Origin of the sequence: Prosthecobacter sp., assembly GCF_044222565.1 — a bacterium.
GTDB lineage: Bacteria > Verrucomicrobiota > Verrucomicrobiia > Verrucomicrobiales > Verrucomicrobiaceae > Prosthecobacter.
In genome coordinates this window covers 22,719-43,042 of sequence record NZ_JBGANA010000040.1, presented here as the reverse complement: position 1 = coordinate 43,042, position 20,324 = coordinate 22,719, and the positions used below count along the sequence as shown (strand labels likewise).

At 60.9% G+C, this 20,324-nt stretch carries 15 protein-coding genes; 3 read left to right on the top strand and 12 right to left on the bottom strand.

Annotation, left to right across the window (positions count from 1 at the left end):
- The first annotated feature begins 866 nt into the window (after window positions 1-866).
- Window positions 867-1,925 carry a transposase gene (locus tag ACILSR_RS31730; RefSeq protein WP_395753842.1) on the top strand — a complete coding sequence of 353 codons (1,059 nt, stop codon included), beginning with the start codon at window positions 867-869 and terminating at the stop codon, window positions 1,923-1,925.
- Between the two features lie 93 nt (window positions 1,926-2,018).
- On the opposite strand, the gene ACILSR_RS31725 is transcribed toward ACILSR_RS31730, so the two are convergent.
- From ACILSR_RS31725 to ACILSR_RS31705, 5 genes are all read right to left on the bottom strand, one after another.
- Window positions 2,019-3,089, bottom strand: coding sequence for a hypothetical protein (locus ACILSR_RS31725; RefSeq protein WP_395753841.1), 1,071 nt, complete (start codon window positions 3,087-3,089; stop codon window positions 2,019-2,021).
- A gap of 302 nt (window positions 3,090-3,391) precedes the next feature.
- Entirely contained in the window at window positions 3,392-4,414 is a 1,023-nt protein-coding gene (locus ACILSR_RS31720; RefSeq protein WP_395753840.1) for a DUF3616 domain-containing protein, read from the bottom strand.
- Window positions 4,415-4,851: 437 nt separating this feature from the next.
- Window positions 4,852-6,012, bottom strand: a complete 1,161-nt coding sequence (locus tag ACILSR_RS31715) for a hypothetical protein (RefSeq protein ID WP_395753839.1) — start codon at window positions 6,010-6,012, stop codon at window positions 4,852-4,854.
- Between the two features lie 64 nt (window positions 6,013-6,076).
- On the bottom strand, window positions 6,077-6,952 hold the full coding sequence (locus ACILSR_RS31710) for a hypothetical protein (protein WP_395753838.1): 876 nt from the start codon (window positions 6,950-6,952) through the stop codon (window positions 6,077-6,079).
- Between the two features lie 190 nt (window positions 6,953-7,142).
- Window positions 7,143-8,192: a S1/P1 nuclease gene (locus tag ACILSR_RS31705; protein ID WP_395753837.1), complete on the bottom strand. Its 1,050-nt coding sequence runs from the start codon at window positions 8,190-8,192 to the stop codon at window positions 7,143-7,145.
- Between the two features lie 814 nt (window positions 8,193-9,006).
- Between ACILSR_RS31705 and ACILSR_RS31700 the strand changes: the two genes are divergently transcribed.
- Complete coding sequence (locus ACILSR_RS31700; protein ID WP_395753836.1) at window positions 9,007-9,906, top strand: alpha/beta hydrolase fold domain-containing protein; 900 nt, start codon at window positions 9,007-9,009, stop codon at window positions 9,904-9,906.
- 38 nt (window positions 9,907-9,944) lie between these two features.
- Here ACILSR_RS31700 and ACILSR_RS31695 read toward each other — a convergent pair whose 3' ends face one another.
- The 3 genes from ACILSR_RS31695 to ACILSR_RS31685 form a co-directional block, all read right to left on the bottom strand.
- Window positions 9,945-10,121: a hypothetical protein gene (locus ACILSR_RS31695; RefSeq protein WP_395753835.1), complete on the bottom strand. Its 177-nt coding sequence runs from the start codon at window positions 10,119-10,121 to the stop codon at window positions 9,945-9,947.
- A 398-nt stretch (window positions 10,122-10,519) separates the two neighbouring features.
- Window positions 10,520-10,954 carry a hypothetical protein gene (locus ACILSR_RS31690; RefSeq protein WP_395753834.1) on the bottom strand — a complete coding sequence of 145 codons (435 nt, stop codon included), beginning with the start codon at window positions 10,952-10,954 and terminating at the stop codon, window positions 10,520-10,522.
- A 112-nt stretch (window positions 10,955-11,066) separates the two neighbouring features.
- The gene (locus tag ACILSR_RS31685; protein WP_395753833.1) at window positions 11,067-11,501 is read right to left on the bottom strand and encodes a universal stress protein; all 435 of its coding nucleotides are present in this window, start codon (window positions 11,499-11,501) and stop codon (window positions 11,067-11,069) included.
- Window positions 11,502-11,893: 392 nt separating this feature from the next.
- On the opposite strand from ACILSR_RS31685, the gene ACILSR_RS31680 reads away from it, so the two are divergent.
- The gene (locus ACILSR_RS31680; protein WP_395753832.1) at window positions 11,894-12,811 is read left to right on the top strand and encodes a hypothetical protein; all 918 of its coding nucleotides are present in this window, start codon (window positions 11,894-11,896) and stop codon (window positions 12,809-12,811) included.
- Window positions 12,812-13,060: 249 nt separating this feature from the next.
- On the opposite strand, the gene ACILSR_RS31675 is transcribed toward ACILSR_RS31680, so the two are convergent.
- The 4 genes from ACILSR_RS31675 to ACILSR_RS31660 all read right to left on the bottom strand — a co-directional run bounded on the left by ACILSR_RS31675 (window position 13,061) and on the right by ACILSR_RS31660 (window position 20,251).
- The gene (locus ACILSR_RS31675; RefSeq protein WP_395753831.1) at window positions 13,061-13,729 is read right to left on the bottom strand and encodes a YcxB family protein; all 669 of its coding nucleotides are present in this window, start codon (window positions 13,727-13,729) and stop codon (window positions 13,061-13,063) included.
- Window positions 13,730-13,879: 150 nt separating this feature from the next.
- Complete coding sequence (locus ACILSR_RS31670) at window positions 13,880-14,152, bottom strand: hypothetical protein (RefSeq protein WP_395753830.1); 273 nt, start codon at window positions 14,150-14,152, stop codon at window positions 13,880-13,882.
- Window positions 14,153-15,703: 1,551 nt separating this feature from the next.
- Window positions 15,704-16,123 carry a hypothetical protein gene (locus ACILSR_RS31665; RefSeq protein ID WP_395753829.1) on the bottom strand — a complete coding sequence of 140 codons (420 nt, stop codon included), beginning with the start codon at window positions 16,121-16,123 and terminating at the stop codon, window positions 15,704-15,706.
- Between the two features lie 522 nt (window positions 16,124-16,645).
- On the bottom strand, window positions 16,646-20,251 hold the full coding sequence (locus tag ACILSR_RS31660) for a peptidylprolyl isomerase (protein ID WP_395753828.1): 3,606 nt from the start codon (window positions 20,249-20,251) through the stop codon (window positions 16,646-16,648).
- Window positions 20,252-20,324: the final 73 nt, after the last annotated feature.

Genomic DNA, 20,324 nt, shown 5'->3' with positions numbered 1-20,324 from the left:
CATAGCGAAGGGTTGCCGAGCCTCGGCGAGGCTACCCTGGTACGTGGTGCATCCTTCAGGAAAGCAAACCCAGCGCCTTCTTTACACACCGCGCCCTCCAGCAGCGTCTGCCTCGCCATTCCGCCACGCAGTCGCTGCCTCCCCGCATCATCCCCCTCAAGCGAATTCCGATCGTGTCAGCTTATTGCGCAAGCCTCAATAACGAAGTGCCACGTCAGTCTATTGTGCAACTTTCAATAAGTCATGTTATCGTCGGCTTTGCCTCCATGATTTAGCACCCAAGGTGCGGCCTAGCGTAGCCCAGGGCCAGCGAGCCTTGGCGAGCGCCGCCCTGGGTTCAGCACCAGCAGCAGGGCAGCAAACCCAGCGCCTTCTTCACACACCGCGTCCCCCAGCAGCGTCCTCCCGCCACGCCGAAGCAGGTAGCATGTGCCTCCGCCACACGGTCCGGTTTCAGCATGCACATGCACTCCATTCGCGTCAGTCCATTGCACAAGCCTCAATGATTGAGCTTTGCACAATAGACTGACGTGGCCCCCCGATTAAGTCATGTTATCGTCGGCTTTGCCTCCATGATTTAGCACCGAAGGTGCGGCCTAGCGTAGCCCAGGGCCAGCGAGCCTAAGCGAGCGCCGCCCTGGGTTCAGTCCCAGCAGCAGCGCAGCAAACCCAGCGCCTTCTTCACACACCGCGTCCCCCAGCAGCGTCCTCCCGCCACGCCGAAGCAGGCTGCATGTGTCTCCGCCGCACGCAACGCCCCGGCTCCTGCATGCACATGCACTCCATTCGCGTCAGTCCATTGCGTGAAACCGGGGACAGGGTGCAAAGAATTGACAAGGCTGCCTGCTCCCGTCTATTTGTCAATCATGCCACGCAGCATCCGCATCCAGTCCCCCGGCGCTTACTACCACGTCATGGCCCGTGGCAACCGCCGGGAGGCCATCGTCTTTGACGACGACGACCGCCGCTTCTTCCTCCACACCCTCGCCCAGGCCTGCGAGATGACCGGCTGGCGCGTCCATGCCTGGGTGCTCATGGACAACCACTATCACCTCTTCATCGAAACCCCCGAGCCCAACCTCGTCGCAGGCATGGCCTGGCTCCAAAACACCCTCACCCGCCGTTACAACGTCCGCCACAGCAAGTGGGGCCGCCTCTTTGGCGACCGCTACAAGGCCGTCCTCGTCCAGGGAGATGACCCCTACCATTACCAGACGCTCATGGACTACATCCACCTCAACCCCGTGCGCGCGCGTCTCATCCGGCCCAAGGCCAAGCAGAGCATCCTCGACTACCCCTGGAGCAGCATCGCCGGCGGCTACGCCCTGCCACCCACAAAACGCCCCCAATGGCTCGACGCCCCCGCCGGCCTCAAAACCTTCAATCTCCCGGACACCGCCGCAGGCCGCCGCCAGATGATCAAGCGCCTCGACCGCCGCGCCATCACCGAGGAAATCAAAAGCTGCGGAGTCCCCCCGCTGCCCGCCGAGGTGGACGCACGCGCCAGCCACCTCCGCCGCGGCTGGTACTGGGGCACCCAGGCCTTCGGCGAGTCCATGCGCAAGCTCGCCGGAAAGCTCCTCAAAAACCGCAGCCCCAAATCCCGCAACCACAAAGGCAATCCCCACCTCGCAGCCCACGGCGAGCAGCAGGCGGTGACTTGGCTCGCCCAGGGCCTCAAAGCCGCAGGCCTCAAGCCCTCCGAACTCACCGACCTCAAAGGCTCAGATCCCCGAAAGCTCCTCCTCGCCCATTTCTTATCCCGCCGCACCACGGTCTCCCATCCATGGCTCGCCCAAAAGCTGTCCATGAAATCCGCCGCCAACGTCAGCCAGCAACTCCGCCGCCTCGACCTCAAAAGGACCCGCGCCAAAGCCCCAGCCCCACTCCGCAGCTTTTTGGATCAGCTCCAAATCACCACCTGATGTCAGCTTCCCTATTTGTCGATTATTTGCCCCCCCGCCCACTTTTCCAGGCCAAGGCCAGTAGTTGATTTGTGGACTCATATTATTCAAGCGCTACGGTGTCAGCATATAGGATAAAATGTCGCTAATCTTTTGCTTCAAATCCTTGTTAAGTCCCCCTGCCAGTGCATGAAGCTTATGACCAACTCGATATTCAATATCTGCATCTTTTGAAAAAATGCCATCGATCATCTTTTCTTTGTCTTCCATGGGGTCGGAGGCTTTCTTCTTTAGTTGATTGAGTAAATCTAAACTTTCGAATGCCCTTTCAATAGACCTAGGCCTGCCTGCTGCACTTGTAAGGCATCCAAGCGCCAGGCCTTCGGCTCTTTTTTGATCATGCTCCGCTCTCCTAACACACTCCATAATGGCGGACTCATGAGGGGACTTGTCGTTAAATAAGATGACAAGCATGCAACCCAGTTCGAGTGTTTGAGCTGTCGCAGTCTCCAATGCTATTTTTACATCCGCCTCCCGAAGGCGGCCGAGCTCAATCAATCGTTGAGTGATGCACAACCTCCACAAGGGATTATTTGCTGTGATGTTTTCTCTCATCTTGTTGATGTCCAAATCAGTCAGTCCCGGTGAGAACCATCTCGCACGCTCGTTTCGAAGCGAAGCAGCCGGGTTGAAAATGGGCATCCAGGACTTGGGAAGTTTGCAGGGCATCCCAATGACTCTTTCACCCTTGCCATCACCAGGGAGGAGTTGAAAAACTAAGGAGCCTGAAATGTTGTGCCAACGCCATTGTTCCAGTTCCACATAGCCAAAACTCCCTCCACCGTGTGTGATTGCGTCTTTTAGAAAAGGCCTTCCTTGCACAGAAAATGAGATCTCGTTCCAGGGGGACTGGTTTTGAGGTGAAAAAAGTGGGGATTTTGCCACAAAAACCTGTCTCAAAGATGCCAAAGCAGGTGCCTCATCGGCTAATAGCACATCCACATAGCCCGCATCTTTTGTGAGGACATCACCAAAACGCCAAAGGGATGGGTCGAAGTTGTTTTTGCTAAGCTCTTGGGCTAAGGTAACTCCGCTACGGCAGTTCAAAAAAAGTTCTTTGGTATCTGAATCAGAAGAAATGGCCAATGAACCTAGAAGATGTAAAAATAAGAACGCGTGTTTCATGGGTTTTGAGGTGGCACGAAAATTTCTTCTACTCCTATCGGACCAGCTTCATCCGCACCTGAAATATCTTCCACCAAAATGTTAAGTTTAGCTTTGTGTGCCGCCGCTCCCACAACTGCAGGAAAACGGTGCCACGGTGCAAACAGCAGACAAACACACCCCCGGCCTCATAATCCGAACCCGCCTGCTCCATAAACGGCGGAGCCTCACTGTCGCTTAGACGAAGGAACGTTCATGCCGGACCTCCTCGCGCCCTCCTACGCGCTAATCGGTCCCCATCATCTTCATCTCCCGCTCCGCCCTCACACCTCCTCCAGCCACACACTTCGGAACTTCCACATCGCCTCTCCCGCCTTTTTCAGAATCTTTCCGTCCGCGTCCCTCAGGCCGCCGTCATCGCTCAGGATCAGCACCCGCTTGTTGGGAAACACCACCAGCGCCTCTGGGTTCAGCCCTTTCAGGTCCACGTCCTCCAGCAGCACCGGCTTGTCCTCCGGCTTTCCCGTCCACTGAAACAGCCGCGAAACCGGCGCCTTGGTCTGCCGGTTCAAATACTCGTCATAGTACCCGGCCAGGATCAGGTACCGCCCGCGCCACCACACCATGTCCCGCAGGCCCAGCCCGTGCAGATCCAGCAGCATCACCTCGCCAAACTTCGCGCGTATCCTCGCCTTTGGCTTCTTCTTTCGTTTCTGCGTCAGCTCCGCCGCATTCAGCAGCGGCACCAGCAGCGCCTGCCCGCAGGGGATCGGATTGCGGAAGCCGATAAACAGCCGCCCGCCCCCATGCTCCGCGCAAAGGCTCTCGATGTTCAGCCCGCCCCAGCATGGCGGCTCATCACTCGGCCCCTCCTTCGGCCCCAGCCTTGCCGACTCCGCCAGCCGATACTTCTTCAGCGCCGGCGCAGCCACCAGATCATCCAGCAGCCCTTTGTAAACTTTGCCCGCAGGCACCGGCTTCACGCCGCCCTTCCTCTTCACCAGCCGCGTCGCGAACAGCACCTCCCGCTCCTTCGCCCGTTTGCCATCCCGGCCCCGGCTGCACGAGCCGATCCAGTACACCAGCTCTCCCACCTGCGCCGCGCTCTCCAGATCAGACTCACGCCACGCATCCGGCGCCTTCTTCTTCCTCTTCGCGGGAAACCCCGGAAACTCCTCATTCAGATCCAGCACCGGCTTCCCCCGCTCCCCATCCGCAGTCAGGTGCAGGTGCAGCACATTGCTCTCATCCGAAGCCCCGATGAACGCCTCATTCGAAACCGCCACCCCCGCCGATCCATCCGGCAGACCCAAATGATAACTCACAGTGGAAAGCGCAAAAGCCATGGTTAGAAGATAAGCAGCCGATGAAATCTCAAAAGAAAAACTCGCAGTCGAAAAGGGAAAATCTAAAAGCGGAGGGCCCACGCCTGCAGTCTATGAGCCGGAGACATGCCACGCAGGCAGCGCGCCCGCTACAGCCTTGGGCATCATTTCGCGGCTGCGTTCAAGCCGCCACTCTCATTTCAGAGGTATCATGAAATGGTGGTTTATAGTATTCCCATGGGCAAACACGCACCCGATTCTGTATGGTTAAACATACGAAATGTTTTCCAGCAATTGGCTTGCTAGGGCCGCGCACGCGTCCGGCGTGGCGGTGCCTCTCCTCAGTTCCACAGGAACTGAGCTGCTTTGGGCTCCGGCCCTTGGCGAAGCAAAGTAGCTTTGTTCCTGCGGAACAATGACCCGCTCCGCATCTCACCGGACGCTTAACCATATAAAAACTAGCGCCTCCCAGCGTTCGCGTTCCCGCCAGCATTCGCATTTCCACCCGCGTTCACATTGCCACCCGCATTCGCACCGGCACCGCCAGCCGCACCGCTGCTGCTTCCATCCATGCGCGTGATGAAATCCGGCACCAGCCTCTCGCTCACACCCGCCAGAATCGAAAGCGTCAGCACACCCCAGAACGCCGAGGCATTCGTCGTCGCCTGAGACAGCACCCCCAGCAGCAGGTTTGCCTTCGCCGCCGCCACCAGCAGCAGCGCACCTATCGCCCCGGCCAGGATACGCGCCGTGCTCTCCCACAGCACCAGCCAGTTGCTGGAAAACGGCTTCACCTCCATCGTCCCCATCCGCGTCACACTGAAGAGCAGCGCGCCGATGGCCCCCAGCGGGATCCACAGCCCGAATTCATTCTCCGGGTTCAGCCCCGTCCCTTTGTCATGGCACTGCACCCAGATCCAGCCGATGAGGCCTGTTAGCGCGGTGATAAACACCGCCGCCACCACCCGCTTCAGCCGCGTGTTGTCCGTCACTATCCCGGTGATCACCGCGTCCGCCTTCGTCAGGCAGGCCTGCGCCCGCACCGTGTCCGGCGCTCCATGCAGCTTGGCAAACACCTCCCCGATCAGCCTCCGCATCGCCAGCATCTGCTCCTCATCCGCCTTCATGCCAAAGAACGACTGATTGCCCAGTGTCAGCGCCTCCAGCCGAGCCAGTTCAAAGCAGATCTCATCATTCCCCTCCGGAAACCTCCAGTCACCCCGGTACTGCACCCGCAGCTTCTCATCCAGGTACACAATGAAGATCGCACTGTGATAAATCAGCTCGCGGATCTCGCAGTTCAGCACCGTGTCCCTGCCGCCTTCGCGCAGTCCCGCGATGTCGCTCGTTCCATGCAGTTCCGCCGCGGCCCGCTGCATCGCCTCCACCCGTTCAGCCACATTGCGCTGCATGTCTTCCACCCGTTCGGCCACGTTGCGCTGCACCGCCTCCACCCGCTCCGCCACGGAGCGCTGCGCCGCTTCCACCGCCATCCTCTCCACCGCCGCATAATCCACCATCGGCACCTCGGTCACATGCTCAGCCTGCCCGCCCGCAGGCGGCGTATTTCCATTCACTCCGGAGGGAAGGGGGCTTTCAGTTAGAATGATTTCACTCATGGTCGTTCGTGGTTGTTAAGTTCGTCATCAATTCACAGTTCACATTCGTCATTCCGCTACCCTCCTACCCAAAATCCCCCGTCGCACTCCGGTATCTCTTCACCCCCAGATCCCCGGAGGCCACCAGTTCATTGATCTTCTTTTTCAGCCCCGCGATCCGGTCCGGGTACGACGCCGCCCCGATCTTCAGCAGCGCCGTCAGCTGCTTCGACTCCACCGTGCTGCTGTGCAGCGCCTGGATGATCGCCGAAGTTTTCCCGCGCCCCTGGTGCATGATGTCCATGATCACCAGGCAGATCGTGTCCAGCCGCCCGCCCAGCCCGATCACCAGATCCGCATGCTTCAGGATGTTTCTCACCGTGTTCAGCGCCTCCGCCACCTGCAGCTGCCGCGCCTCCGGCACGTTCTTCGTCCAGTCGATGAACTTCGCCCCGTTGATCACCTCGATGTCATCGATCACCGTCCCGTTCGGGTTCAGGTAATCCATCAGCGCCTGCGTGCTCTTGTCATCCTCCAGCTGAGTCGTCCCATTGATCAGCTTCCGCATGATGCGCCCGTTCTGCAGAAACAGATCCGGGAAGTAATCCGCCGCCTCAGGCCGCGCCAGCAGGCTGCGGAAGAAGCGCACAAAATCCCCGTTCGGCACATGCGCCGCGAACTGCAGAAAGCCGAACGTAAACGCCGCCGAGTCATACGTGTTCAGGTTCGTCAGCGCCAGCACGCTCTCCACATACCCCGTCGGCAGCATGAACTTCGCCCAGTATCCCAGCGTCGGAAACTCCGCCGGATCATAAAACGGCGCTGAAGGATGCGCATCATTCGTGATCCCCCGGTACTTCTGGTATTTCGTGGCATGCGACACATAAAACTTCGGCCCCGCATCGATCGTTGCCGAGTACTTCGTGTCTTCCTTGATGATTTTGACAAGTTTCGCGCTCATAGGTGGATCATTCTTGGGTGGTTAATTTTGGACTTCAATGAAAAGGCTCCTTCACTCACGGTGCCGCTGGGAGGAATCTGAAAGGCTAAGTGGAGAGTGCGGAACGTTGAAATGGAGAGGGGATGGAAAAGGCAGGTATAGGATGGAATTGAAAAGGGAGGGGAAGGGGGCAGGCCCCTCAGGCCACTCCTTACTCGCTCGGCCAGATCTTCTTCAGCACCGCCGCCAGTCGGAATCCCGCCTTCGCCAGCCCGTCGTGCACCACCTTGGCGCTCCATTCATCGTAGTCCTTGGCGGCTTGGGCGTTCGCCGTGGTGGCCGTTCGCAGCATCACCGTTTTCTTCTTGCCAAACTCCGTCTTCGTCACCGCGTGCAGCGGCCCAAAGCTCAGATCCCGGTGAGCCTTCTCCGCGTCCGGCAGGATCTCCGTCGCCCACGTGGCGGACCACGTGTTCAGCGCGCCGCCCGTTTTCAAATCCGCCGGCTCCTGTTTCTTCAGCGCCTCCGCCATCTCCTCCACCGTCTTCGCCTTCTCCAGCTTCATCGCATGCTGCACCGTCTTGTCATCCCAGTAGGAATGCAGCACACCGCTGCGGAACTCGATGTCATTCCCCCCGTGGTCGGACTCCTTCTTTGCCTCCGCCTCAGTCTGCGGCACCACCATCTTGTCCTGCGCATCAAAATACGCCGCACCCACATGCAGCGGCTGGTGGATGTCTCCCACCAGATGCACCAGCACCTTCAGCGCCTCCTTCTGCGTCATCTCCTTCGAGTCCTTTCCGCTCTCCAGCACCGCGATGCAGCGGTTGATCACATGCACCACATCATTCACGCCCGTGCCCGGCGTGCCCTCCGCATACTTCTTCAGGCCCACAGGCACATCCGTGTAGTGGTAGTTGTGGTGCTCCTTGTTCCGCACCGCAAAAGCCTCTGTCTCTGCCGTCTTCGGGCCATGCTTCACCTCGTCCGCCCACGTCGCCGCGTGCTCCAGCGTTTCATCCCCCAGCAGCTTCTTCACGTGCTTGGCCGCCGGGCTTCCCGCGATCAGCCTGTCCGCGATCGCCCCCACCGTCTGGTGTCCCTCATTCCCAAATCCCAGCACAGCGGTTGGTACCATTAGTCCCAGCGCACACAGCGGTCCCCACACCGCCCTGCCCGCCGCACGCAGCGGCGAGGTTCTCTTCTCGGGGGCGGCACAGGTGGCGGCGTTCATCAGTTGGGTTGGGAGCGTTGCATTCATAAGCACTGGTGGTGGAGAGATGAGTTGTCGTTGTTGGATTCTCTTGGAGTAAAAAGTCTCAGGTTCATTGCCTTCGGCAGCTTCCGTGAAATTCGTTCCACCAGCTCGCCCGCCCGCAATCATGCAGTCCCCTCTGCGCACGCCATTCAGGCCCTCGAAAAATCCCACTCCCCGCCAAGGCGGCATCCCATCGTAGTTGGAAAGCACAGTTCATAACGTTGCACGCAGAACAAAAAACCTGAACAATGGACCCCGGCAGTAAGTTCCCGCCGCCAGCCTTTGCAAGCAAACATTGGTTCAGATAAGAGAAACATGCCTAAAAACATCATTAGTCCCATAATCCCAATGTCTTGAGTCTGCCATTTCCCTACCCGCCATTCCCACCGGCTAAAAAGAGTTGCGGTTTGTGCGGCCTTAGAGGTCGCGGTCTTTGAAGCGCTCACCTTGGGGTTCGCACTCATCATCTTGATGTCGTGCCTGCTTCATTCTGAACATGGAAGATCTGGGGCATGAGAAAACAGGTCACATGCTCGCCGGGCCATGTTCCGCACCCGCCCCTCGGCTCCGCGCCTAGCAGCGCTCATCCACCTCCGGTCTTTCCTTCGGCCTGCCGGTTGCATTTTTAAAGACAGTCTCAGTTTCACCAAGCTGCCCAGGTCTTTTCACATGCCTCACACCCTTCGCTGAATCATCCTCCGCATTCCCGCGTCTCACCAGCGTCTCCATAGCCCCTCTCGTCACATTCGCTTTTCCAGCATCTCCTCGCAAACCACACAAAGCCTGCGGCCCATCCACCCACGAATTCCCGTCAGCCATGACCCCATGCCCGCCTCAGCCTCCGACTTTGCCGCCTCATTCACGAACCCCCATCGCGTCCCGCCTGCACCACCTCACCAGTCTCGGTCTGCTCCTCCTCTTCCTCCTCGCCAGCTGCACGCCTTACGGCCCCGCGCGGCCCAATGAAAAAATCTACCGCAGCCTCGTCTTCTCCTCCCCCGGCGGGCATGACCTCCGCATGGACCTCTACGTCCCCCGCAGCGACAAACCCGTTCCCGTCGTCATGTGGATGTTTGGCGGCGGCTGGGCCTTTGGCAGCAAGCGCTACCACATCAATATCCGCGATCTCACCAGCGGCGGCATCGCCGTCGCCTCCATCCAGTACCGCCTCAGCGGCACCGCCCCTTATCCCGCCCAGCTCGACGACTGCCGCGCCGCCTTTCAGTGGCTGCGCAAAAACGGCCCCCGGTACGGGCTCGATCCCAACCGCATTGGCGCAGCGGGCGAATCCGCCGGCGGCCACCTCGCCGCACTGCTCGCCTCCAAAGAAGGCAAATCCCGCGTCCGCGCCGTCTGCGCCCTCTATTCTCCCAGCGATCTCGTCGAGCTCGGCTGGCTCTACGAAAAGCGCAAAAAGATCAATCTCATCGAAAAATTCCTCGGCGGCCGCATGAGCGAAAAGACCGACCTCGCCGCCACCGCCAGCCCCATCAATTACGCCACCGCCATGCCCCCGGTGCTCCTCATCCACGGCACCCACGACCACGTCGTCCCCGTCGAGCAGAGCGAGCGCTTCTTCGAAGCCCTCGGCGCCGCCGGCGTAGAAGTCCAGCTCATCGAAGTCCCCGGCAAGCTCCACTGGTTCCGCCTCGATGACGCCCAGCTCGCCGAAGTCTTCTCCTTCTTCCACCGCCACCTCTCTTCAAAGACTCCCTAGCCACCCAATTCCCCTCAATCTTCCTCTTCCTCCTACTCCTACTCCTCCTCTTCCTCCCTTTCCTTCTCGCCCTCGCCCTCGCCCTCGTCCTCGTCCTCGTCCTCGTCCTCGTCCTCGTCCTCGTCCTCGTCCTCGTCCTCGTCCTCGTCCTCGTCCTCGAACTCGAACTCGAACTCGAACTCGAACTCGAACTCGAACTCGAACTCGAACTCCACCCCAGCCCCTTCGTATGGCAGTTCCGGCTTGAGCCGCCCCGGCCACAAAAGCAACCACGTCTAAAAGTTCCCCCCAAAGCTCAAACAGCCGCCCCCATGCCAGCCGTAGGATGGGCGTGGCGACAGCCCGCCCGTCTGCGAGCGTTTCCGCAAGCCCCATGGCGTACAAACATCCTCGCATTCGTCGGTTCGGCCAAAAAACCATTGCCGCATGGAAGCTCTCCCGCCGCCAAACCCAACCCACCTCCCACCGAAGCACCTGCGCACAAAAACAGCCCCGTTTCCAAGCGCTCGCAGCATCACTCCTCTATCCCCCATCCGCTATCCAGCATCGAGCATCCAGCATCGAGCATCCAGCATCCAGCATCCAGCATCCAGCATCGAGCATCCAGCCGCCCTCACTTACCATCCTTCTCTGGAAACACCCACGTCCGCTTAAAGCTCGGCAGGTTCGTCACATCGCAGCTCACCTCCGCGTGGCCGTACACCAGGCCCTTGTCAGACTTCACCAGTGTCACCTTGGCGGACCACGCGCCCGTCTTGTGCTTCAGCGTCCACGTCTCCACCGTGTCGTCCAGCGCCGCCTTCACCGATTCCATCACCGCATGGCTCTCCGCCAGCTGCTTGTTCACGTCCGCCATCGGCATCTGCGGCGTGTTGAAGATCTTCTTCCACTCGGCCGGCATTGAGGGATACAGAGCCAGCTTGGTCGTCACCGCCGCCAGTCCCAGCAGCACCAGAATGAGGATCGTCATCACCCACGCAGGCGTCGGCGGGAGCTTGTCATCGTTCTTGGCGGCAGCAGCAGCGGCATCTTGAGGTTTGGCAGGCATGAGTAGGTGCAGGGTCGCCTCATCAAAAAGAGCGCCATCCCGCCGTCAAGCCGCCACCTCACCTCTCCCACCACCCCTTCACCCTTCATAATTCATAATTCATAATTCATAATTAGGGCGGCACCACCAGCACCGGACACTTCGACTTCATCAGCACATCATTGGAAACGCTCCCGATCAGCAGATTGTAAATCCGGCTGTGCTGGTGCGAACCCACGATCACCAGATCCGCCTCCAGGCGCTGGATCTCCGCCAGCACCGTGTCCACCTCCGCGCCCGGAAACTGCTCCACCCGCGCATTCACGCCGAATTTCGTCAGCGACTCCCGCATCTCCTCCAGCTGCCCCAGCTGCACCTCCACAGAGGCAGGGCTCGGCGCCCGCATCACCGTCGGAGAGATGATCCCCACGTCCACCACCACCGGCTCCTTCGGCACCACGTGCAGGATCACCACCTCGCTCTTGAAGGCAGAGGCCAGCGCATGCGCCTGCTTCAGCACTTTGAAACTCAGGTCAGACAGGTCCACCAGCGCGACGATCGTTTTCATGGCAGTAAAAAAGGGAAGGGAAGGGGGGAAGGTTGGAGAAATCAGGCACCATAGCCCGGGCACGCACGCACCCGCGGCAGGCCCTCATTCAATCATTCGGACGTCCCTCGGAAAAAAGCTTGTCAAACACACACCATTTCTTGCACTCCCGCGCCACCTTCCGGCACACAGCCTCACGCCCCGCCCCAGACCATCATCAGCAGCCCACGCTCCCAGGCCGCAAGCGCCAGGCCCCATGTCTCAGGCTCAGCCCACCTTCCTCCACTCCTCCTCCCGCGCGGAACGCACCACCTCAGGTCATCTTTCACCTTTCTGCGTACTATATCTACCCCCTCCTCCACCTCTCCCCACTGGACAAACCTTTAGCCCCGCACGAAGCTTCACACCCCATTTTGAAGAAGCAGACAGGCCCCGCCAGCCACCCCCTCCAAACCACTCTGTGCTTTGTGACAGCATTATTGCTGACCCTCTCCCATGCCTGCGCGGCGGAGAGCCCCCTCGGGGAGATCATCTCCCTCATCCTCAGCAATCAGAAAAACTCCACCAGCTTCGAAGACGGAGAGCGCTTCGAGCTCCTCATGCACCAGCTCGGTACCGCAGACGCAAAGCTCAGCGCCGCCGAACTCCAGCGCCTGAACCCCTCCCTTCTCGAAGACCGCATCCGCCTCATCGCCCTGCATCGCGTTCAGCATCGGGACCTCTTTGACGGCATCTACCAGACCTACGTCCGGCACCCCTCAGAGGCCGAGATCGCCAGGCGCCGCCAGGAGCATCTCCGCCTCCACCCCGGCACCCCCGCGGACGGCGGAGGAGACAGCAGCAAAATCCAGAACCCCTTTGGCGTGGTAGATTCTACCATCCTCGCTCCCGCCCAGGTCGCCCCCCCGCACCTCGCTCCCGCCTACCGCTACTGCCATGAGTACTACCTCATCGCCCCCCGGCACGAGCCCACCCTGAAGCACTACGACACCACCCTCGCCAGCGCCCTCGACCACCTCAAAAAGCAGCTCAAGGAAGTCGATGTCCGCATTCTCATCGAAGCCCGCCTTTACACCGAGCTCGAGTCCCACCTCACCTCCCTCAAGATCATCGGCGGCAGCCTCGACGACCTGAAGGACCACCTCGGCCCCCCGGACTTCGAGGACGGCGCCGCGCTCGGTTACTCCTTCCACATCGGCGGCGGCCTCCACGCCCATTACCTCTTCCAGCATCAGGACGGCAAAGTCACCACCTTCAAGCGCGTCGCCGAGCCCGAATGGCGCACCCGCAGCGAGCATCCCTCCGCCCCCCGGACCCTCAAAAAACCCTGAGCCAGGCCAGCACCTCAAAAGCCATGGCTCATGCATCGTCAATCACTCTCACAAGGACAATGATGAACGGCAGCTGGCGCTCTTAGACCAGTTTTCGAAAAGATTGTCATATTGAACCGGCGAGCGCAGCGGCCCCAGTGGCAAGGCGGGAGCGCCGTCTGCTATTGAAGAATAACAGGCAAGCGACTAACGCAGCCAATGGGGCCGCTACGCCGCCCGGGCAATGTGACAAGATTTTTGAGAGTTGGTCTACGCCGCCGCGCGCTCAAGCACCCCTTTGCTCGTCAAAAGCCTCGCAAGATCCTCCAGACGAAGCGCCGGCTCCATGCCCTGGCCAGGCAGCCAGACCCATCTTCCGTTGGTCGTCTGGATGCAAAGAATCCCCTCGGAAAGCACCCACTGCTTCATGGCAGACCAGCCAATTCGTGCCTCGATGCCGCCTGCCGCTTCAACGACTCCCTCTTCGCTGATCACAACGCTCACGCGCATGGGCTCCGAGACCGCATTTAGAGAAGCGGCAATCGCAACCGCGACCACCCGGTGCTGCTGCAGAAGCCAAGCCCCCAAAACGACGATCATGCAGGCCGTGAAAACCATCTCGTTGACGAGTGAACTGTAGATGCCGAGAAGCAGCCCCGCGTATCCAAAACCATTCCTCGCCCAAAACGCTGCCAGCTCCCGTTTGATCGCCCCGCCATGGACCAGGCGCACAAACTTCCGGTCCGCCTCCTGGTCGAACATCACCTCCAGATGAAGGGGCAAAGTCAGGATGACTGCGGCTGCCTGCTCGCCGGACGATTCGGTGGGTTCCTGGATCATGACAAGTGCGTGACCTTGTTCGGCACGCTCTATTCTATCTAAAGAGCAAAGAGCGGCACTTGCCAAGTGCCGGATTCCCAGCTCGCGCACCTTCATCACGGCTTCCCGTATGAACTCTTCCCCTGCGAACCCACGCTCGTGTCTGGCACCGCTCGACGAAGCAAAACACCGCTCCACAGCCCGCTCAATTTCCGCTCCCAACTTTAAACATTAAACCTCAAACTTTTAACTTCCTGCCTCAAACCCCGCTCACACCGGCCCCGCCACAAAGCCATACAGCCGGAACACCCCCATCACCTCCCGCAGCAGCTCCTCGGCCTCGGACACCTTCGGAGACACCAGCGGCACCCGCAGGAGCGGCGTCTTGCACAGCAATAGCACATTCTCCTGCTGTTCCCCGGCGGCATCGTGCAGCACCAGCACGCCCGATCTGGACTTCTCGCTTCGCTGAATCCAGCACGCGGAGGCTCCAGCCCCCACGTCCAGCTCCACCTTCAGCTTATGATCTCGCAGCTGCTCCACCGCAGCCTTCCAGTGCTCATGCGATAAATATCCCCGGCTCCCAAGACATCCGCCCCAAATCATACGTCACATCCTTTCTCGTTCATCATGATGGCTCTTGGCGTCAGGTTCAAAAAAGGTGGAAAGGGCAGGGGGGTAGAGACAAAACGCACAAGCGCCACGACTTCAACCACCCAGGTTGCAAGTTTTGAAAACGCCGCACCCTCGCAACCGGCCGGGTCTATTTTTTCCAGCCCCTCATTTTTTTCCTCATCCCTTTCTTCACCTGCCCTCTCTCCAAGGGAAAAGCAGCTCTCACGCCTTCACACGATGGAGAAAACCTGAACCTTCCTTCAAAGCGCGCCCATAAAAGATCACCAACCATGCACGATTCACAGCATCACAAAGTTCACAAAATCGGATGATCGCGCATCCCGCATCATCAGCACCTCTATCACTCCCCACTCCTCTCTCCACGCCGCACCGAGTCGAGTCGCGCCGAGTCGCGCCGAGTCGAGTCGCGCCGAGTCGCGCCGAGTCGCACCGAGTCGCACCGAGTCGCACCGAGTCGCACCGAGTATCGCCGAGCGTCTCTGAGATGAGACGAGACGATCTAAGATGAGAAAGATCAAATAAGACAAGATGCCCCACATAAACCGCCCTCACTTAAGCCCATTCGTCGTGTCATAAAGCCCAGAACACCGAAGCGAAAAGTAGCACGGGCAATCCTGCCCGTAAGCAACGCGCTCTTCACGGACAGGATCGCCCGATCTACAGCCCCACTCGTTTCCCCATCCCCCCATGCTCCGTCACCACAGGCTCCCGCATGACACTCCTCATCAGCGATGCCAGTTCTTCACCAAGCGCCACTCACATCCTTTCATTCCTCCACCGCACTCAAATGGCCGCGGAGATCAGTCCCGAAAAACGTTCGAGCCCACCACATCATACCACGATCCCTGGAAACCTAGTCCATACCACCAAGCCCTCCGCGCAGCACTCCGTCAGGAGAAGAATCATCCTGATCCCTCACACGTGCGCATCGCCCACCGCTTCCAAACCAAGGGACCAAGATGGTCCCCTCCTCCAGAGCGTCCGCGTACCCAGCACTCCGTCAGGAGAGGGATCATCCTGATCCCTCACACGTGCGCATCGCCCACCGCTTCCAAATCAGGGGACCAAGATGGTCCCCCTCCTCCAGAGCATTCGCGCACCCAGCACTCCGCCCCTCACACGTGCGCATCGCCCACCGCTTCCAAACCAAGGGACCAGGATAGTCCCCCTCCTCCAGAGCATTCGCGCAACCAGCACTCCGTCAGGAGAGGGATCATCCTGATCCCTCACACGTGCGCATCGCCCACCGCTTCCAAACCAGGGGACCAAGATGGTCCCCCTCCTCCAGAGCGTCCGCGCACCCAGCACCCCGTCAGGAGAAGAATCATCCTGATCCCTTCACCCTCCGCCCCGCCGCCTCCATCACCCCTCCAGCCAACCCACCTGCTGCCAGCCGAGTACCGTAAACAGCCAACCAAAAACCAAAAACCAAAAACCAAAAACAGCCCCACCCGCTCTCTACTCCGCCTCCTTCTTCTCCCCACGCCGCATGTCCATAAACGACTCCGGCGCGATCTGCCCTCGGAAGTGATTCGGCCCCACCATCGCCAGAGATTCCGTTCCGTACGCGTCCCATCGCAGCACCAGCAGCGGCGTCCCGCCCTCCGCCGTCAGCGTCCATTTCGCCGTCGTCTGCATGTCCCGTGCGATCGCCGTGCCATTCGGGTTCAGCGTCAGCACATCCGTCCAGTACGGGTGCGTCACCTGCCATTCACCCACCACGCTCCAGCGCTCGTACACATCCTTGTCCGCCTTTGGTTCCTCCTGCGCAACCTGCAGCAGCCCTGCATAATTCTGTCTCGGCTCAGGCGACGATGCAGCAGCCAGAAAGCCTCCCAGCGCCACAATCACAGCGCACGTCTTCTTTAAATTGTTCATAAAAAAATATATCAGATATTCTATTCAGTTCGACCACTATCCTACGCCAACGCCCTCCACAGCAAGCCAAAAAACACCCGCCAAACAACATTCCCCTCCCCGCACCTCAGCACCTCAATATCCAGCATCCAGCACCTCAGCACCTCAGCATCCAGCATCCAGCATCCAGGCCGTATTTGAAAACCTGGACAGACAGCCAACGTCTTTGTTCCCGCGCAGCGCTCCGGTCGTAGGTCGGCCGTGTTTGGCGTCGAAGATGTTGCAGTGCTCCAAGACACCCTCCGCCAAACCGCCCGACTGCGAGGACGTCCGTACGCCATGAGGCCTGCCTCACGCCGGCAGACACCCCTGGGAGCGCGGCACTCCGATGCCGCAGGCTCCGCACTCGCACGACGCTCCGCACCTGCCCTTGAAGACCTGTTCCTACAACCTAAAGCCAGTCATTGAGGAGGTTTTCAAACTCCGCCCAGCATCCAGCATCCAGCATCCAGCATCCAGCATCCAGCACCTCAGCATCGAGCCCTAGCACCCTGTATTCTTCGTCTTCGTTCCTGCGTCCTTCTCCCGGTTCATCGAGTCTGCCCGCGGCAGGATCTCCACCTTGAACTTCCCGCGCACATTGCGCAGCCACTGCTCGCGGAACTCCTCCGCCTTGCGCTCCTTCGCCGCAGCCATCGCCGCCTTGCGCAGATCCGCCGCAGACTTCGGCTGCAGGCGCTCCTCCTCGTATTTCACGATCAGCCATACCGAGCCCAGGTCCAGCACCGCGCTCACACCGCCAGGCTCCATCGCCGCCAGCTGCCCGCCGATCGCCGGGCTCAGCAGGGCAGGGGGCATCCAGTCCATCACACCCCCGTCCTCCGCGCGACTGTCCGTGGAGTGCTTCTTCGCCAGCTTGCCAAACTCCTCCGCCGTCTTCGCCGCCGCCGCCGCCGCGCGCACCTCGTCCACCAGCTTTTTCTGCTCCTTTGCGTCCCGTTCCACCGTCGTCTTCGGCATCGAGATCGTGCGCAGCTTCACCTGCCGCTCCGGCTGAGCCTCCGGCCTGTCCTTGATCACCGCCATCTGCTTCGCGATGTCCTCCTCCGTCGGCACCCCGGCCATCTCGCCGATCTTGTTCCACATCATCAGCGCCACCGCCTTCTTCGCCAGCCTTTCGCGATACGCCATCAGCGTCGTGCCCTCCTTCTTCAGCAGCTCCTCCAGGCGCGCCTGACTGCCGTCAAACTCCTGCGCGATCAGGTCGTTCAGGTCCTTGTCCCCATACTCCACCTTCACAAAATTCCCCATCGCCTTCCACGCCGCGTTGTACAGCTCCATCTCGATCATCCTCTGCAGCGTCCGCTCCTCCATCTCCGCCCGCTGCGCGTTCAGCCTGGCCACCGTCGCGCCCGGCTTCGCCAGGAAAACCATCCGCTGCAGCGCCATCTCCTCCGCCAGGGACTGCCGGGAGATCTCCACATTGCCCACCACCGCCGCCACCGTCGCGGGGTCCACCGGCTGGCCGTCCCGGCCCTTCGGCGCCAGCAGCATGCGCATCTTCACGCCCAGCTCCTCGTCCCACACCCGGTCCATCGCCGCCGTCAGCGCCGAGGCCAGCGGCCGCTCCTTGTCGCGCCGCAGCTCCGCCACAAACACCTCCATCACCGCGGGCATGGCCGCCTTCGTTCCGGTTCCCGCCGTCAGGTTCAGGTCCTTCAGCCAGCCCGTCACGGCGGCGTCGCCGTCACGCAGCTTTTCCAGCAGGTTTGTGGCTGCCACGCGCTGCTCCGTCGTGGTATTTTCCACCAGCATGCCCCAGTCCCGCCGGAAGTCCTCCGCCGAGAGCTTGGCATGCGCCAGGTTGCGGAAAGTCCCCGCCTCCGCCGGCAGCGTCCAGTCCAGCAGCACGGAGGCCGCGTAGCTCCCCACCGGCCCCAGCCGCGGATCCTCCAGCGCCTGCGCCAGAATGCGGCCCGTGTACTCGTTTCTCCCGTTCGTGCTGTAGTACACCTCCCGTGCCAGCAGCCACGGCCAGCTCCCCTCCGGCGCCAGCGAATCCACCACCAGGATCCCCATTTTCGCCAGCATCACGCTCGTCGCTTCGTTGTCCCGCCTGGGCTTTTCAGGATCATCCGGCACATCGAACGACTCTCCCTCCGGACCTCCAAAAACACTGGCCCACAGCACCGAGGCTGACGCGCCCACCTTCTCCGCCACAGCCTGCGCCGCCGCGATCTTCCGCGCCGTCTCCTCCGGCGTCAGCACCGGCGCATCCTTGGTCCCAAAATCCCCCTGCAGATAGCCCGCCACCGCCATGCCCGCCCACGACGCCAGCGCCCCGCCTTCCACCAGGCTGTTCGGCAGCCCCGCCGCCTCCTTCTTCAGCTCCCGCAGCCCCTTCTCCCACGCACCCGCCTCCATGCGCAGTGCGTAGCGCTTGAGGGTCGTGTGTTTCTTGTCCCAGAAGCCGCCCTTCATCAACAGCGGGCGGCCCGTCGCCTCATCGATCGCAAACGAAAAATCATCCCCGCCCGGCAGCTCCATGTCTGGCAGCGTCAGCCGTCCGTCCTTGTGCAGCCACCCATCGCCCGGCCGCAGCTCCCTCAGCAGCGCCGCCGCCGGCGTCATCCCCAGCTCAAATCTCAGCAGCCTCAGATCCCCTTCTTCATCCCTCTGGCGCAGCCCCCCGCCGAAATTCAGCGTCCCCGAAGTCTTGCCATCCTTCGGCTCATCCGTCTTGATCTCCACAAAGAGCCTTCCCTTGGCAGGTGTCTTCACCGTCTGGTTCAGCCACTGCTTCGTGCGCCCGTCATGCGTGGAGAAGAGCGCCTGCAGTCCCTCCCGCGCATAGAGCACTTCGTACTTCCGCACATTCTTCTTTCCCTCCACATCGTCCGCCACCGCCACGCTCGCCTGCAGGCCTAGCAGCGCATTGTAGATCACCTTCACATCCATCCGCCCTCCCGCCATGGAGAAATCGCTCACCTCCACCACCAGATCCTCGCGCCCGGAGTTCAGCACCTCGCTCACCCACGCGGAGGCCTTCATCAGCGTCTCATGCGTTTGGGACAGCTTCACATCCAGCTTCGGCGCCTCCGGCATCTCCACCAGCTCCAGCTTCAGGTCCATCTCCGCCTGTCCCTCCTTGTGCGGCGTCGCCTTCACCTTGTAGGACGTGTAGCGCGCGCTCTCCAGCAGCTGCTTCTCGATCTCCTGCACCTGCCCCGAGAGAAACGGCAGCCCCGTCCTCAGCCCCAGGTACTTCAGCAGCGCCGTCCGGCTGTCCCGCTTCAGCCCCGTCACCTGGATGTCATTCAGCACCGCGGACGGTCCCTCGGAAACAATGATCACCTTCAGCGCCGCCGTCTTCGCCGCATCATCCCGCTCCACCTCGATCTTCACCTGCGCCTGCATCAGCCCCGCCTTCTCCAAAATCTTCACCACCACCTCCTTCAGCTCCCGGCGCCTCGTCTCGTCCATCTTCGCCGGCTTGCCCTTCTCCCATTCGATCTTCTTCTTCGGGCCCAACGCACTCGATGTGTCCGGCGATTTCGCCGCGCCCTCTGAAGGCGAAGAGCCGGTCGTGGCCGAAAAACTCAGCTTCACATCCGCCGGCGCAGGTATTTCTCTCGTCGTCAGCTTCTCCACGATCAGCGCCGCCGGCACCGTACGCGCGCCGGACACAGTCACCTCACCCGCCGTGTAGCGCGGTCCTTCGGAAATCACACACAGCAGCCGTGGCGGATTCTCCAGCCAGCGCGTCTCCTTCACCTCCGCCAGCGCAAAGCCCGCGCGCTGGTAGCCCCGCAGCAGCGCCTCCCGCGTCGCCTTCACATAGCCCTCCAGCGGCGCCGCCGGGTGTGCAGCCAGCATCCAGTCCCCCTGCAAACGCAGAGACCTCCGCACCTTCTCCGTGGAGAACGTCACATTCCCCTCGAACTCCAGCCTCTTCACGCTCCCCCGCTCCCCCACCGTCTCATTCGCGGCAGCAGGCGCCGTCGCCTTGGCATCAGCCGCTTTCGCCTTGGCATCAGCCGCTTTCGCTTTGGCATCAGCCGCCTTCCCACCCGCAGGCTCCGCCCCGCGCACGCACACCACCAGCAGTTGCAGCATCAGTCCCGGGATCAGCAGCGCGTATGTTTTCATGCAGAGAATAGAAGAGGAAAAAAGGAAAAGCCGCAGCCCGCCCCTCCGCCCCGCACCCACACATCAGGCACAC

Bases quoted from the DNA above. Each gene is read 5' to 3' on its own strand.
- ACILSR_RS31730 (WP_395753842.1), top strand. From the start codon at position 867: ATGCCACGCAGCATCCGCATCCAGTCCCCCGGCGCTTACTACCACGTC.
- ACILSR_RS31725 (WP_395753841.1), bottom strand. From the start codon at position 3,089: ATGAAACACGCGTTCTTATTTTTACATCTTCTAGGTTCATTGGCCATT.
- ACILSR_RS31720 (WP_395753840.1), bottom strand. From the start codon at position 4,414: ATGGCTTTTGCGCTTTCCACTGTGAGTTATCATTTGGGTCTGCCGGAT.
- ACILSR_RS31715 (WP_395753839.1), bottom strand. From the start codon at position 6,012: ATGAGTGAAATCATTCTAACTGAAAGCCCCCTTCCCTCCGGAGTGAAT.
- ACILSR_RS31710 (WP_395753838.1), bottom strand. From the start codon at position 6,952: ATGAGCGCGAAACTTGTCAAAATCATCAAGGAAGACACGAAGTACTCG.
- ACILSR_RS31705 (WP_395753837.1), bottom strand. From the start codon at position 8,192: ATGAATGCAACGCTCCCAACCCAACTGATGAACGCCGCCACCTGTGCC.
- ACILSR_RS31700 (WP_395753836.1), top strand. From the start codon at position 9,007: ATGACCCCATGCCCGCCTCAGCCTCCGACTTTGCCGCCTCATTCACGA.
- ACILSR_RS31690 (WP_395753834.1), bottom strand. From the start codon at position 10,954: ATGCCTGCCAAACCTCAAGATGCCGCTGCTGCTGCCGCCAAGAACGAT.
- ACILSR_RS31685 (WP_395753833.1), bottom strand. From the start codon at position 11,501: ATGAAAACGATCGTCGCGCTGGTGGACCTGTCTGACCTGAGTTTCAAA.
- ACILSR_RS31665 (WP_395753829.1), bottom strand. From the start codon at position 16,123: ATGAACAATTTAAAGAAGACGTGCGCTGTGATTGTGGCGCTGGGAGGC.
- ACILSR_RS31660 (WP_395753828.1), bottom strand. From the start codon at position 20,251: ATGAAAACATACGCGCTGCTGATCCCGGGACTGATGCTGCAACTGCTG.